Here is a 13,571-nt window from a genome sequence, read left to right on the forward strand (position 1 = left end):
TCCCCCGAAGTGGGGAGGGATGTCGGCGCGTCAGCGACGACAGGGTGGGGTTTGTATCCGTGCGGCCGTTCCCCACCCGTCTGTCGCTGCGCGACAGCCACCCTCCCCATGAGGGGAGGGAGAAAACAACGTCACGCCGCCAGCGCCTGCTCCGTCCACCAGTCCAGCCGTCGCAGGAAGGGCGTCGGATCCTTGGGCGTCACCAGCCGAGTCGGGTCGTGGAAAAGCCGGTCATGCAGCCGGGTCAGGGTGAACCGCACGGCCGCCACGGCGCCGAGGGCGGGCAAGGCGGCGTCTTCCGCCAGGGTCAGGGGACGCACGGACTCGTAGCCGGCGCGGAAGGCCTGAAGCGCCGCGGGGAGGGGCAGACCGTCGGCGTCGAAGCCCCAGGCCGAGAGGGCGATGGCCAGGTCGTAGGCATAGGCGCCGGTGCAGCCGAAATAGAAGTCGATCAGGCCGCTGGGCGCGTCGCGTTCGAACAGCAGATTGTCCGGGAAATAGTCGGCATGGATAGGACCGCGCGGCAGGCCCGCGGCCGGGTCGGAACCCGCGACCACCCAGGGGGCCATCCGGTCCAGCAGGGCGCGGTCGGCGGCTCCCGCGCGGGTCAGGCTGCGCTCGAACAGGGCCCGGCGTGCGGCCGGACCGACCGGATCGATACGCTCGAGCGGAAAGTCCGCGCCGGCCAGATGCAGGCGGGCCAGAAGCGCCCCGGCCTGTCTCTGATCCGCCGGCGACGGATTGCGCTTCCACGCCCCGGGCAGCCATTCGAGGAGGGCGGCGGGGCGACCGTTCAGCTCGCCCACCGTTTCTCCGGCACTGTCGATCAGGGCGCGGGCGGCGGGCAGACCCTTGTCAGCGGCGTGGGCGGTCAGGCCCAGGCAGAAGGGCAGGGAGGCCGCGTCCGTGCGGTTCTCGAACAAGGTCAGGACGAAACGGCCCTGGTCCGTGTCGAGCCGGTAGTTGGTGTTCTCCACCCCTTCGGCGATGGGCGTGAGCGCGACGAGGCTCAGCCCGTAGCGACTAATGAAGGGCTCGGCGTCGGCCTCCTCGACGGGGGTGAAGACGGCCATGGTCAGGCGGGCTCGACAAGGCGCGCGGCGGCCAGGTCGGACAGGTCGGCCAACAGGCTTTCGGCCGTGGCCCAGCGTCCGGCGCCGCGCCCCCGGCGGCGCACCGCGGATCCGTCGTGCGAGACCACCTTCAAGGCGTTGCCCTCTCCCTTCAGCTCCGCGAACAGCGGATCGAGCGGACCCGAAACCAGCTGCACGCTGGCGACCAGCTTGCCGTCTTTCAGCTCGCAGCGACAGAGCTGACGCGCGCCGGCGGGCGGAAGGGCGGCGGGATCCAGCACGTCGCGGGCGATGTCGGCTTCCTCGGGCATGAGGCCGAAAGCCTCGAAGGCCAGCAGGCGGACCTTGGCCAGGGCGTCGAGGCCTTCCAGGTCGGACGACGGATCCTCCTCAGCGAAGCCGGCGGCGCGGGCTTCGGACAAGGCCTGATCGAAGGACGCGCCCTCGCCGAGACGGGCCAGCATGAAGTTGACGGTGCCGTTCAGCACGGCCTCGAAGGCGGCGACGGGGGCGTCGACGCGGGCCGCGCGCACGGCCTCGACCATGGGCACGCCGCCGCCGACGGAGGCCGACCAGAGCAGCGTCGCGCCATTGGCCTCGGCCAGGGCCAGCAGCCCGGCGGGATCGACGCTGACGGCCTGTTTGTTGGCCGTAGCCACATCGACGCCGCGCGACAGGGCGGCGCGGATCACCGCATGACCGGCGGCGGCTTCGGACAGGGCCTCCAGCACGATGTCCGGATTGCGCGCCAGCAGGGCGTCGGGACTTGAGACCAGCAGGGGGGCGAGGCGGGCGTCCGTGGCGCCGGGCACGTCGCGCGGTTTGGACGGATCGCGGACCAGCACGCCGACCACGTCCAGGCGCGGATCGACCAGCAGGCGGGCCAGGGCGCCGCCGCCGACCACGCCGCAGCCGGCGACGGCCACGCGCAGGCGGCGATGCGGCGGGGCGACGCGAGGCGGGGCGCCGACCGCGCCGACGACCGTGCGGTGGCCGTCCAGATAGTTGCGTACCTCGACCTTCAGGCGGCGCGCCTCGGCGAGGTCCAGCGCATCGGGCTGGACCAGGCCGCCGCCCAGCGCCTTGGCCTCGGCCCAGCTGGCCTGATCGTAGCGGCGGGCGTCGGCATGGACGTTGGGATCGCGGTCGTAGAGCCCGTCCACGTCCTTCACCAGCTGGACGCTGTCGAGCTCCAGCTCGGCGGCGAGGAAGAGGGCGGTCAGGTCCGACCCGCCGCGGCCCAGAAGGACCACATCGCCGGCGGGCGACAGGGCGCCGAACCCGGGGACGACCACGACTTCATGCTTCAGCAGGGCGCGGTCGAGGGCGGCGCGGTCCAGCGACACCGGGCGGGCATGCTCGCACGGCCCCTCGGCGACCAGGCCGAGCTCGCGGACAGACAGGGTGACGGCGCTGAGGCCGACCCGGTCGCAGGCCAGGGCGACGAGGGCGGCGGACCGCTCCTCGCCCTGCACGACATAGGCGGGGAGGATGCTGTTGTCGTGGGCCAGGCCGAGGGCGCGGGCTTCCGACAGAAGGACGTCCGTCTGTCCGGCGAGGGCCGAGACGACCGCCACCACCCGGCGGCCGCGGCGGACCTCGGCGTAGATGTCGGAGGCGACCTTGGGCGCGTCGGCGGGATCGACCAGCACGGAGCTGCCGAACTTCATGACGACGACCTCGGGGCCGGCCAGGGCGGACGGGGCGACGGGCGGGCGGTCGAGGAGGGCGAGTTGGGCGGACATGGGAGGGGTCTTTCGAGGAGATGGGGGAGAAAAGAAAAACCCCGCCCGGAGCGATCCGGGCGGGGTTGGGTTTTGCGTTCCTGAGCTTCGGTGCGCGCTAACCTGTCCCCGCCGGAGGCGTGGTGGTGGTCATACCGGTCATGCCAATGACGCGCACGGTCGCGCCGCCGCACGAGGCGGTCGAGGCGATGGCGGTGCGGGCGTCGAGGCGGTTCACGGCGGACCTGCTCAGTTCAAGTTCGGGAGAAGGCTGACGGACAAGGGCGGGGTCCGTCAAGTGAAAGGTGAAAAATTGCGCCTTCGCCCCGGATTTGCGGCGGCGAAGGCACGGTTTCTTCCTCAGGCCCAATGCATCTGGACGCGATGGGCGGCGGCCCAGTGGATCGCCCGGATGCCGTCGATCACCGCATTGGCGGCGTCGCGGGTGCCCAGGGTCCCGCCCAGGTCGGCGGTGACCGCGCCGGCCGACAGCACGGCGGCGCAGGCGGCCTCGATGGAGCCGGCCTCGTCCTCCAGCCCCAGGCTGTGACGCAGCAGCAGGGCGGCCGACAGGATGGTCCCGACCGGGTTGGCCTTGTCCTGACCGGCGATATCGGGCGCCGAGCCATGGATGGGCTCGAATAGGCCCGGGCCGCCCGAGCCCAGCGAGGCCGACGGCAGCAGGCCGATGGACCCGCCCAGCACCGAGATTTCGTCCGACAGGATGTCGCCGAACATGTTCTCGGTCAGGATGACGTCGTACTCGCGCGGCTTGCGGATCAGGTGCATGGCCATGGAGTCGACCAGGGCGTGCTCCAGCTCGATGCGCGGGAATTCCTCGGCATGGATGCGGGTCACGACCTCGCGCCACAGGCGGCTGGTCTCCATGACGTTGGCCTTGTCGACCGAGGTCACCTTGCCGCGCCGCTGCTGGGCGGTCTGGAAGGCGGCGCGGGCGACGCGCTCGACCTCGCCGACGGTGTATTCGCACAGGTCGGTGGCCCGGTCGGCGGTGCGGGTCTTCTCTCCGAAATAGATGCCGCCGGTCAGCTCGCGGAATACGATCAGGTCGACGCCTTCGACGATCTCCTTCTTCAGCGGCGAACGGTGGGCCAGCACCGGCGAGACCTGCAGAGGACGCAGGTTGGCGTACAGGCCCATGGCCTTGCGCAGGCCCAGCAGGCCTTCTTCCGGACGGCGCTTGCCGCCGTCCCACTGCGGTCCGCCCACGGCGCCGAGCAGCACCGCATCGGCGGCCAGGCAGGCGTCGACGGTTTCCTGGGGCAGGGGATCGCCGACGGCGTCGATGCCGGCCCCGCCGATCAGGTGTTCATGGAAGCGGAACTCATGGCCATAGAAGTCGCCGATGACCGTCAGCACGGCCTTCGCCGCATGGGTCACTTCGGGGCCGACGCCGTCGCCGGGCAGGACGACGATGTCATAGGTCTTGGGGGAGGGCATCAGACGGCTTCTTTCTGGCGTTCAAAGGCTTCGATGGCGGGCATGCGGGCTTGCAGCCAGCCGAGGGTGTCGACCCCGTCGAGCAGGCACTGGCGGGCGAAACTCTCGACGGCGAATGCGACAGGCTGTGCATTGCCGCGCTGGATCGTCGAGGTTTCCAGGTCGATGGTGATCGGCTGGTCGGGATGGGCGGCGAGGTCGTCCCAGGTGGCCTGATCGACGACGATGGGCAGGAAGCCGTTCTTCAGGGCGTTGGACGTGAAGATGTCGGCGATCTCCGTCGAGACCACGGCCCGAAAGCCGTAGTCCATCAGGGCCCATGGGGCGTGTTCGCGTGAGGAGCCGCAGGCGAAATTCTTGCCCGCCAGCAGGATGCGGCGCTCGGTCGGGTCGATGCGGTTCAGCACCGCCTCGGGCTTGGGCGACCCGTCGGCCTCGTAGCGCCAGTCGTAGAAGGCCCAGGCCCCCAGGCCTTCGCGGCTGGTGGTGCTCAGGAAACGACCCGGGATGATCTGGTCGGTGTCGATATTCGACTGCGACAGGACCACGGCTTTCGACGTCAGGGTCTTGAAGGGCTCAGGCATTTTGGACTCCTGCCGCCTCGCGCGCGGCGCTCGGCTGCTTGAGGAGGGCGGTCTCCGTCAGAAACACGCGCGGGTCGGTCAGCACGCCCATGATGGCGGTCGCCGCGGCGGTCGCGGGGCTGGCCAGGATGGTGCGCGAGCCGGGCCCCTGACGGCCCTCGAAATTGCGGTTGGAGGTCGAGACCGCCAGCTGACCCGGCGCGACCATGTCGCCGTTCATGGCCAGGCACATGGAGCATCCCGGGATGCGCCATTCGGCCCCGGCGTCGGTGAAGACGGTGTGCAGCCCTTCCGCCTCGGCGTCGCGGCGCACGGCCTCGGAGCCGGGGACCACCAGCATGCGCAGGCCCGGCTTCACCTTGCGGCCGCGCAGCACCTCGGCGGCGGCGCGCAGGTCGGGCAGGCGGCCGTTGGTGCAACTGCCGATGAAGACCACATCGACCGGATGGGCCGTCGTCGCCTCGCCGGCGGTGAAGCCCATATAGGCCAGCGCCTTCTCGCCGGAGGCGTCGCGCGGGGCGGGGACGGGTTCGCCGATGGCGGAGCCCGCGTCCGGCGTCGTGCCCCAGGTGGCCATGGGCCGGATGGCGGCGCCGTCGATGTGGACCTCGGCGTCGAAAGCCGCGCCCTCGTCGGAGGCCAGCGCCAGCCAGTCGGCGACGGCGCGGTCCCAGGCGGGGCCGGAGGGTGCGTGCTGACGGCCCTTCAGCCAGTCGACGGTGGTCTGGTCGGGGGCGATCATGCCGGCGCGGGCGCCCGCCTCGATCGACATGTTGCAGACGGTCATCCGTCCTTCCATGTCCAGAGACCGGATGGCCTCGCCGGCGTATTCGACCACGAAGCCGGTGCCGCCGCCGAAGCCCAGGCGGGCGATGATCGCCAGCGCCACGTCCTTGCCGGAGACGCCCGGTTGCAGTCGGCCATCGACGGTGACGCGCATGGTTCGGGCCTTGCGCTGCAGCAGGCACTGGGTGGCCAGCACATGGCCGACCTCGGAGGTGCCGATGCCGAAGGCCAGGGCCCCGAAGGCGCCGTGGGTGGCGGTGTGGCTGTCGCCGCAGACGACGGTCATGCCCGGCTGGGTCAGCCCCAGCTCAGGCCCCATGACGTGCACCACGCCACGGTCCGCCGAGTCCCAGCCCGCCAGCGAGACGCCGTGGCGCTCGCAATTGGCCTCCAGCGTCTCGACCTGGGTCTTGGACGCCGGGGTGTAATAGGGCCGCTCTCCGCTTGCATCCGCGGGCAGGGTGGGGGTGGAGTGGTCCAGGGTGGCGAAGGTGCGGTCCGGGCGACGGACCTTCAGGCCCCGGCTCTCGATCTCGGAGAAGGCCTGGGGGCTGGTGACCTCATGGACCAGATGCAGGTCGATGTAGAGCACCGCCGGGGCGTCAGGCGTTTCCGCCTGGACGACGTGGCGGTTCCACACCTTCTCGAACAGGGTCTCAGGCATATTCGGGCTCCGCGCGGGCGGGGCTGGGAGAGGGGGCCGCGATGGGTTCCAGCCAGCCGTGGCGGTCCGGGGTCGCGCCGGTGAACAGGCCGCGGAAGGCGGCGTTGACGGCCTTGGTCACCGGACCCGGGCCGGCGGCGCGGGTGGGGATGCCGTCGACCGAGCGCACCGGGGTGATCTCGGCGGCGGTGCCGGTCATGAAGATCTCGTCGGCGACGTACAGGGCCTCGCGCGGCAGGATCTGCTCGCGGGTCTCATAGCCCAGGCCGCGCGCCAGCTTCAGCACGCTGTCGCGGGTGATGCCCATCAGGATGGAGGCGGCGGCCGGCGGCGTGATGATCTCGCCGTCCTTGACGATGAACAGGTTCTCGCCGGCGCCTTCGGACAGGCGGCCGTCGGTGCCCAGGGCGATGCCTTCGCCGAAGCCGCCGACCCGGGCCTCGCGCCCGATCAGATAGGAGGACAGGTAATTGCCGCCCGCCTTGGCGCCCGAAGGCACGGTGTTGGGGGCGATGCGCGACCACGAGGCGACGCACGCGTCCACGCCCTTCTCCAGCGCCTCCTCGCCCAGATAGGCCCCCCAGGGGAAGGCGGCGACGGCGACGTCGACGTTCATGTTCTCGGGAGAGGGCGTCACCCCCATGCCGCACGCGCCCAGGAAGGCGATAGGTCGGATGTAGGCGGACTTCAGCCCGGTCGAACGCACGGTTGCGCGGCAGGCCTCGACCAGCTCGTCCTCGGTGAACGGCAGCTGGAAATGATACATGCGGGCGCTGTCGAACAGGCGGCGCACGTGGTCGGTCAGACGGAAGCCACAGGGGCCGTTCGGGGTGTCATAGACGCGGATGCCCTCGAACACCGAGGTGCCGTAGTGGAGCGCATGGCTCATCACGTGAACCTTGGCGTCCGCCCAGGGCGTCAGTTCGCCGTTGACCCAGATATGTTCAGCCAGCGGCCGCATAGGCGTACTCCTGTCGGGGGGCGGCGTCCGGGCGCGAGGCCTCGATGATCGCCAGCAATTCGTGGTCGTTGATCTCGCCGATCTCGTCGGCGCGAGCCTTGAAGCCGGCGAAGGCGGCGGCCAGGTGGGCGCCGGCGACGGGCTGGCCCAGGGCCTCCGCGCGCTTGGCCACGGCATGGCGGCCCGAGTGCTTGCCCAGCACGAACCATGTGCCTTCGAAACCGACGTCCTGGGGGCGCATGATCTCGTAGGTCGAGGGGTCGGCCATCATGCCGTGCTGGTGGATGCCCGCCTCGTGGGCGAAGGCGTTTAGCCCGACGATGGCCTTGTTGCGGACCACCGGTGTGTGGGTGATCTCGCTCAGCAGCCGGCTGGCGCGGACCAGGTGGGTGGCGTCCACGCCGGTGTGCAGGCCATAGCGGTCCGACCGGGTGCGGATGGCCATGACCATCTCCTCGATCGAGGCGTTGCCCGCCCGCTCGCCGATGCCGTTGATGGCGCCCTCGACCTGACGCGCGCCGGCTTCCACCGCCGCTAGCGAGTTGGCGACGGCCATGCCCAGGTCGTCGTGGCAGTGGGCCGAGAAGACCACGTTCGGATGACGGACGCGGACCGTGGCGATCAGGCGGCGATAGATCTCGGCGATCTCGCCGGGGGTGGAATAGCCGACGGTGTCGGGGATGTTCAGGGTGGTGGCTCCCGCCGCGGCGGCGGCCTCGCATACCTCGGCCAGGAACTCCGGCTCGGTGCGGATGGCGTCCTCGGGGCTGAACTCCACGTCCTCGAAGCGAGTGCGGGCGTAGGCGACCGAGCGCTCGGCGGCGGCCAGCACCTCGGCCTTCGACATCTTCAGCTTGGCCGAGCGATGGATCGGGCTGGTGCCCAGGAAGATGTGGAGACGGCGCTCCTCCGTCCCGCGCAGGGCGCGGTAGGCCGCGTCGATGTCGGCCTCGCTCGAACGGGCCAGCGAGCAGAAGACGGGGCCTTCCACCTCGCCGACCACCCGGCGCACGCCTTCCTCGTCGCCGGGCGAGGCGGCGGCGAAGCCGGCTTCGATCACGTCGACATTCATCGCGGCCAGCACATGGGCCATGCGGACCTTGTCGTCCGGGTTCATCGAGAAGCCGGGCGCCTGTTCCCCGTCGCGCAGGGTGGTGTCGAAGACGACGACCTTGTTCGGATCGGCGGCGACGGCGGTTTGAACCTTGGTCATGCCGCTACCTCGGGATGGAAGGCGGCGGCTTGACCCGCGTGTTGGCCCGACGGACGGCCGTCGATGCGGGTGACGCCGAACAGCTTGTCGATCTGGCGGCCCAGGGTGCGGGTACAGCGGGCGGCGTCGCGGCCGCGCACGGCCAGTTCGACATGACGGCCGTGGCCTTCGTCGCTCAGGGTCATGCCGTCGATGTGGAAACCGCGGCGCTCAACCAGGCCGATCAGGCGCTGGAGCGAACCGTCGGCGCGGTCAATGTTCAGGTGCAGGGTTTCGGTGCTCATGGTCAGGCGCCTTCCATCATTTCGGCGTTGTTCTTTCCGGGCGGGACCAGCGGCCACACGTTCTCCCGGGGGTCGATGATCACGTGCGCGAGGCAGGGGCCGTCGGCGGCCAGCAGGCGGGCGATCCCGGCCTGAACCTCCTCGCGTCGACTAATTCGGAAGGCCTCGACGCCAAAGGCCTCGGCGACCTTCACGAAGTCCGGATTGTCGGACAGGTCGATCTCCGAGTAGTTGCCGTCGAAGAACAGCTCCTGCCACTGACGGACCAGGCCCAGCGAGCTGTTGTCCAGCAGCAGGACCTTCACCGCGACGCCGTAGCGACGCAGGGTGGCCAGCTCCTGCACGTTCATCATGAAGCCGCCGTCGCCGGCGACGACCACGACCGTGGCGTCCGGATCCGACAGCTTGGCGCCGATGCCCGCGGGCAGGCCGAAGCCCATGGCGCCCAGGCCGCCCGAGGTGATGTGGGCTTCCGGCTTGGCGAACCGGCAGTGCTGGGCGGCCCACATCTGGTGCTGGCCGACATCGCAGGCGGCGACGAAATCATCGCCCGCCGCTTCGGAAATCGCCTTCAGCAGGGCGGGGGCGTAGACGCCTTCGCCGGGCGCGTCGTCGTAGCGGAAGGCGGTGCGGCGGACCCGTGTGTCGCAGCGGATCATCCACGGATCGATGGCCAGCGGCGTGCCCGACAGGTGCGCGGTCAGGGCCTCGATGCCCGGCGCGATCTCGCCCGTGACGGCGACATGGGTCTCGCGCAGCTTGCCGATCTCTGAGGCGTCGATGTCGAAATGGACGACGCGGGCGTGCGGCGCGAACTCGGCCAGCTTGCCGGTGGCGCGGTCGTCGAACCGGGCGCCGAAGACGATCAGCAGATCGGCCTCCTGAACCGCCTCGTTCGCCGCGCGCGTACCGTGCATGCCCAGCATCCCCTGGAAGCCGGGGGCGTCGGTCGGGATCGTGCCCAGGGCGTTCAGGGTTGAGATCGACGGGATGCCGGTCTGGTCGGCGAAGGTGCGCAGCTGTTCCGTCGCCCGCCCGATCTTCACCCCGCCGCCGACGTAGATCAGCGGGCGCTCGGCGGCGCGGATCATCTCGGCGGCGCGGGCGACGGCGTCGTGGTCGATGGGGGTGACCGCGTTGGGAATGTGGAAGCCGAAGTCCTCGCTGGTCTGGCCGACCTGGACGTCCTTGGGCAGGTCGATCAGGACCGGTCCGGGACGGCCCGAGGCGGCGATGTGGAAGGCCTCCTCGACGGCGGCCGGAACATCGGCCGGGTCACGGACCAGGATGGAGTGCTTCACGATCGGCAGGGTGACGCCCAGGATGTCGATCTCCTGGAAGGCGTCGGTGCCCATGACGCCTTGGGCGACGTTGCCGGTGATGCAGACGATGGGGATGGAATCCATCATCGCATTGGCGATGCCGGTGATCAGGTTGGTGGCGCCGGGGCCGGAGGTGGCCATGCAGACGCCGACCTTGCCGCTGCGCCGGGCGTAGGCGTCGGCGGCGAAGGCGGCGGCCTGCTCGTGGCGGACCAGGATGTGGCGCAGTTTCGATCCGGCCAGGGCGTCATAGACGGGCATGATCGCGCCGCCCGGATAGCCGAACACGACCTCCACCCCCAGCCGCTCCAGGGTGGAGACCAGCAGGCGGGCGCCGCTTTTCGGGGCGGCGGCGGGTTCGGGGATGCGGGCGGCGGAGGCGGTCATGTTCTGATCTGGGCTCAGGCGGCTTCAGACTTGGGGGCGTGCAGCCAGGCCATGCGTTCGCGCAGCTTGGCGCCGGTCTGCTCGATCGGCTGCTCGCCGTCAGCCTTGACCCAGGCGTCGTAGCGGGGCTTGCCCGCCTCGTTCTCGGCGATCCATTCGCTGGCGAACTGACCCGACTGGATCTCGTCCAGGATGGTCTTCATGCGGGCGCGGGTCTCGTCGGTGATGACGCGGGGGCCGGACTTGACCGAGCCCCATTTGGCCGTCTCCGAGATGAACGCGTTCATCTTGGTGATGCCGCCCTCGTAGAACAGGTCCACGATCAGCTTCAGCTCGTGCATGCACTCGAAGTAGGCGATCTCGGGCTGGTAGCCGGCCTCGACCAGGGTGTTGAACCCGGACATGACCAGCTCCTTGGCGCCGCCGCACAGGACGGCCTGCTCGCCGAACAGGTCGGTCTCGGTCTCTTCGCGGAAGGTGGTTTCCAGCAGGCCGCCGGTCGCGCCGCCGTTGCCCTTGGCGTAGCCCATGGCGCGGTCGCGGGCCTTGCCCGTGGCGTCCTGTTCGATGGCGAACAGGGAGGGGACGCCGCGGCCGCGCTGGTATTCGCGGCGGACCAGATCGCCGGGGCCCTTGGGCGCGACCAGGATGACGTCCATGTCGGCGCGCGGGGTGATGCGGCCGTAGATGATCGAGAAGCCGTGGGCGAACAGGATGGCCGCGCCCTGTTTGGCGTTGGGCTCGATGATGTCGCGATAGACCTCGGCCTGGATCATGTCCGGGGTCAGGATGGCGATGATGTCCGCGTCCTTGACCGCCTCGGCGGGCTCTGCGGTGGGGACGCCGTCAGCCGTGGCGTTGCGCCAGCCCTTGCCGCCCTCGCGGACCCCGGCGACCACGTCGAAGCCCGAGTCCCTCAGGTTCTGGGCGTGGGCCCGGCCCTGCGAGCCGTAGCCGATGATGGCGATGCGCTGGCCGGCGATGGCGCCGGGGCGAATGTCGTCGTTGGTGTAGATCGTGATGGCCATGGTTCAGGCGTCCTCTCGGGCGGATCGGGCTTCGGTTTCAGCGGGGCGCTGGACCGGCGGCGGGTTGGGAATGGTCACGGCGCCCTGGGCGGCGGAGGCCACCGAGGCGCGGTATTTGGCGAAGACCCCGTGCGCCGGGCGGGTCGGATTGGGGGCGAAGCCCGCCCGGCGCTTCACCAGATCGGCGTCCACGTCGATCCGGCGGTTGGTGACGTCGATGGCGATGCGGTCGCCGTCGCGGATGAGAGCAATCGGACCGCCGACGGCGGCTTCGGGCGAGACGTGGCCGGCGACGAAGCCGTAGCTGGCGCCCGAGAAGCGGCCGTCGGTGATCAGGGCGACGTTGTGGACGCCGCGGCCCTTCAGGGCGGCGGTGACCTGCAGCATCTCGCGCATCCCGGGGCCCCCCTTGGGGCCCTCGTAGCGGATGACGATGACATCGCCCTCGCCCACGGAGCCGTCCTGGACGGCGTGAAAGGCGTCTTCCTCGCTGTCGAAGACGCAGGCCGGACCCTCGAAGCGATCGACCTTGTGGCCGGTCAGCTTGATGACCGCGCCGTCGGGAGCGACATCGCCGTAGATGACGGCGTAGCTGCCGCGATCCATGATCGGGGCGGCGAAGTCGGCGACGACCTGCTGGCCGGGCGTTTCCTCGGCCTCGGCGGCTTCGGCGAACAGGCTGCGGCCGCTGACCGTGGGGGCGTTGACGATCTTGCCCGCCGCCGCCATCCGCTGGGTGACCAGACGGGTGCCGCCCGCCGCGAACAGGTGCGAGGCCAGGAAACGGCCGCCGGGCTTCAGGTCGCAGATGACCGGGGCGTCGACGCAGGCCTGGTGGCAGTCCTCGACGCCGAACTCGACCCCCGCCTCGGCGGCGATGGCGGTCAGGTGCATCACCGCATTGGTCGACCCGCCCGAGGCTGAGACGGCCACGGCGGCGTTCCGCAAGGAGGCGCGGGTGATGTATTTGCGGGCGCTGTCGCCGGCGAAGACGCGTTCGACGATCAGGCGGCCACAGCGCTCGCCCTCGGCGGCCTTGGCCGGATCGACGGCGGGGACGTCGTTGGCGCCCATCGGCGACAGGCCCATGACCGACAGGGCCATGGCCATGGTGTTGGCGGTGAACTGGCCGCCGCAGGCGCCGGCGCCGGGGCAGACCGCCGTCTCGACCGCCTTCAGGCCGGCGTCGTCCAGGGCTCCGGCGGCGTGGGCGCCGATGGCCTCGAAGATCTCCTGAACCGAGACCTCCTTCGTGCCGATGGTCCCCGGCATGATCGTGCCGCCGTAGTAGACCAGGCCCGGGATATCCATGCGGGCCAGGGCCATGGCGGCGGCCGGGATGGTCTTGTCGCAGCCGACGATGCAGACGACGCCGTCCAGCTGGTGGCCCTCGACGGCCAGTTCGATGCTGTCGGCGACGACCTCGCGGCTGATCAGCGAGGCCTTCATCCCGGGCGTGCCCATCGAGATGCCGTCGGTGACCACGATGGTGTTGAAGTCGACCGGATAGCCGCCCGCGGCGATGATGCCGGCGCGCACGTCCGCGGCCAGGCGGTCCAGGTGCATGTTGCACGGCGTGACCGACGACCAGGTGTTGACCACCGCGATCATCGGCTTGTCGAAGTCGGCGTCCTGCATGCCTGCGGCGCGCAGATAGCTGCGGGCCGCGGCGCGGTTCGGACCGGCCGTGACGGCGCGGCTTCTCGCGTTGGGCGGCCGGTCGTTCGAGGTGAAATCTTGCGTCATAGGCGAGGTCGTTCCGGAGGGTGTCCGGACCGCGCACAACAAAAAACCCGCTTCCTTTCGGGAGCGGGTGGCTGCGGGCGATCCTGATGTTGCGTTAGGTCAGGTCACGTGCGTCCACACCGCTCCGGAGAGCAGCACAAGAATTACCGTGAGAATAAGGGTGTTCAGGGCGAGTTCGACCGACGGCGCGCGCACGGCCGCGATCGCCATGGCGGCGGTCTTGCGGTCAGCGGTGTAAGCGCGGTTGGCCACGGGGGCTCCTGAAGAAGAGCCTTAGGAAACCATGCTCTGCTGCGCCGCACAAGTCGGCTAAGCAAAATTCTTGCGCGGATGGCCGG

General features: G+C 70.3%; 12 protein-coding genes. All 12 read right to left on the reverse strand.

What is annotated here, in order from left to right; genetic code table 11:
• Positions 1-131: 131 nt before the first annotated feature.
• The 12 genes from AC3WRV_RS07030 to AC3WRV_RS07085 all read right to left on the reverse strand — a co-directional run bounded on the left by AC3WRV_RS07030 (position 132) and on the right by AC3WRV_RS07085 (position 13,485).
• Positions 132-1,073: a homoserine kinase gene (locus AC3WRV_RS07030; RefSeq protein ID WP_492312662.1), complete on the reverse strand. Its 942-nt coding sequence runs from the start codon at positions 1,071-1,073 to the stop codon at positions 132-134.
• A 2-nt stretch (positions 1,074-1,075) separates the two neighbouring features.
• Positions 1,076-2,818 carry an amino acid kinase family protein gene (locus AC3WRV_RS07035; protein ID WP_492312663.1) on the reverse strand — a complete coding sequence of 581 codons (1,743 nt, stop codon included), beginning with the start codon at positions 2,816-2,818 and terminating at the stop codon, positions 1,076-1,078.
• 339 nt (positions 2,819-3,157) lie between these two features.
• Entirely contained in the window at positions 3,158-4,258 is a 1,101-nt protein-coding gene (gene leuB, locus AC3WRV_RS07040) for a 3-isopropylmalate dehydrogenase (protein ID WP_291837214.1), read from the reverse strand.
• Entirely contained in the window at positions 4,258-4,842 is a 585-nt protein-coding gene (gene leuD, locus AC3WRV_RS07045; RefSeq protein ID WP_492312664.1) for a 3-isopropylmalate dehydratase small subunit, read from the reverse strand. Before leuD ends, leuB begins: the two co-directional genes overlap by 1 nt.
• Complete coding sequence (gene leuC / locus AC3WRV_RS07050; RefSeq protein WP_492312665.1) at positions 4,835-6,292, reverse strand: 3-isopropylmalate dehydratase large subunit; 1,458 nt, start codon at positions 6,290-6,292, stop codon at positions 4,835-4,837. Before leuC ends, leuD begins: the two co-directional genes overlap by 8 nt.
• Positions 6,285-7,253, reverse strand: coding sequence for a branched-chain amino acid transaminase (locus AC3WRV_RS07055; RefSeq protein ID WP_492312666.1), 969 nt, complete (start codon positions 7,251-7,253; stop codon positions 6,285-6,287). Before AC3WRV_RS07055 ends, leuC begins: the two co-directional genes overlap by 8 nt.
• The gene (locus tag AC3WRV_RS07060) at positions 7,237-8,466 is read right to left on the reverse strand and encodes a 2-isopropylmalate synthase (protein ID WP_492312667.1); all 1,230 of its coding nucleotides are present in this window, start codon (positions 8,464-8,466) and stop codon (positions 7,237-7,239) included. The genes AC3WRV_RS07055 and AC3WRV_RS07060 overlap by 17 nt, the downstream gene beginning before the upstream one ends.
• On the reverse strand, positions 8,463-8,750 hold the full coding sequence (locus tag AC3WRV_RS07065; protein ID WP_291837255.1) for an ACT domain-containing protein: 288 nt from the start codon (positions 8,748-8,750) through the stop codon (positions 8,463-8,465). Before AC3WRV_RS07065 ends, AC3WRV_RS07060 begins: the two co-directional genes overlap by 4 nt.
• A 2-nt stretch (positions 8,751-8,752) precedes the next feature.
• Positions 8,753-10,459, reverse strand: coding sequence for an acetolactate synthase 2 catalytic subunit (gene ilvG, locus AC3WRV_RS07070; protein ID WP_492312668.1), 1,707 nt, complete (start codon positions 10,457-10,459; stop codon positions 8,753-8,755).
• A 14-nt stretch (positions 10,460-10,473) separates the two neighbouring features.
• Positions 10,474-11,481 (reverse strand): ketol-acid reductoisomerase, encoded by a 1,008-nt coding sequence (gene ilvC, locus AC3WRV_RS07075; protein WP_492312728.1) that lies wholly within the window; start codon positions 11,479-11,481, stop codon positions 10,474-10,476.
• A gap of 9 nt (positions 11,482-11,490) precedes the next feature.
• On the reverse strand, positions 11,491-13,233 hold the full coding sequence (gene ilvD / locus AC3WRV_RS07080; protein WP_492312669.1) for a dihydroxy-acid dehydratase: 1,743 nt from the start codon (positions 13,231-13,233) through the stop codon (positions 11,491-11,493).
• Between the two features lie 99 nt (positions 13,234-13,332).
• Positions 13,333-13,485, reverse strand: coding sequence for a hypothetical protein (locus AC3WRV_RS07085; RefSeq protein WP_291833224.1), 153 nt, complete (start codon positions 13,483-13,485; stop codon positions 13,333-13,335).
• Positions 13,486-13,571 lie beyond the last annotated feature (86 nt).

Source organism: Brevundimonas sp. EU05-FHT14B11 (assembly GCF_058790835.1).

Excerpts from the sequence above, each read along its gene's own strand:
- AC3WRV_RS07030 (WP_492312662.1), bottom strand. The coding sequence starts at position 1,073 with ATGGCCGTCTTCACCCCCGTCGAGGAGGCCGACGCCGAGCCCTTCATT.
- AC3WRV_RS07035 (WP_492312663.1), bottom strand. The coding sequence starts at position 2,818 with ATGTCCGCCCAACTCGCCCTCCTCGACCGCCCGCCCGTCGCCCCGTCC.
- leuB (WP_291837214.1), bottom strand. The coding sequence starts at position 4,258 with ATGCCCTCCCCCAAGACCTATGACATCGTCGTCCTGCCCGGCGACGGC.
- leuD (WP_492312664.1), bottom strand. The coding sequence starts at position 4,842 with ATGCCTGAGCCCTTCAAGACCCTGACGTCGAAAGCCGTGGTCCTGTCG.
- leuC (WP_492312665.1), bottom strand. The coding sequence starts at position 6,292 with ATGCCTGAGACCCTGTTCGAGAAGGTGTGGAACCGCCACGTCGTCCAG.
- AC3WRV_RS07055 (WP_492312666.1), bottom strand. The coding sequence starts at position 7,253 with ATGCGGCCGCTGGCTGAACATATCTGGGTCAACGGCGAACTGACGCCC.
- AC3WRV_RS07060 (WP_492312667.1), bottom strand. The coding sequence starts at position 8,466 with ATGACCAAGGTTCAAACCGCCGTCGCCGCCGATCCGAACAAGGTCGTC.
- AC3WRV_RS07065 (WP_291837255.1), bottom strand. The coding sequence starts at position 8,750 with ATGAGCACCGAAACCCTGCACCTGAACATTGACCGCGCCGACGGTTCG.
- ilvG (WP_492312668.1), bottom strand. The coding sequence starts at position 10,459 with ATGACCGCCTCCGCCGCCCGCATCCCCGAACCCGCCGCCGCCCCGAAA.
- ilvD (WP_492312669.1), bottom strand. The coding sequence starts at position 13,233 with ATGACGCAAGATTTCACCTCGAACGACCGGCCGCCCAACGCGAGAAGC.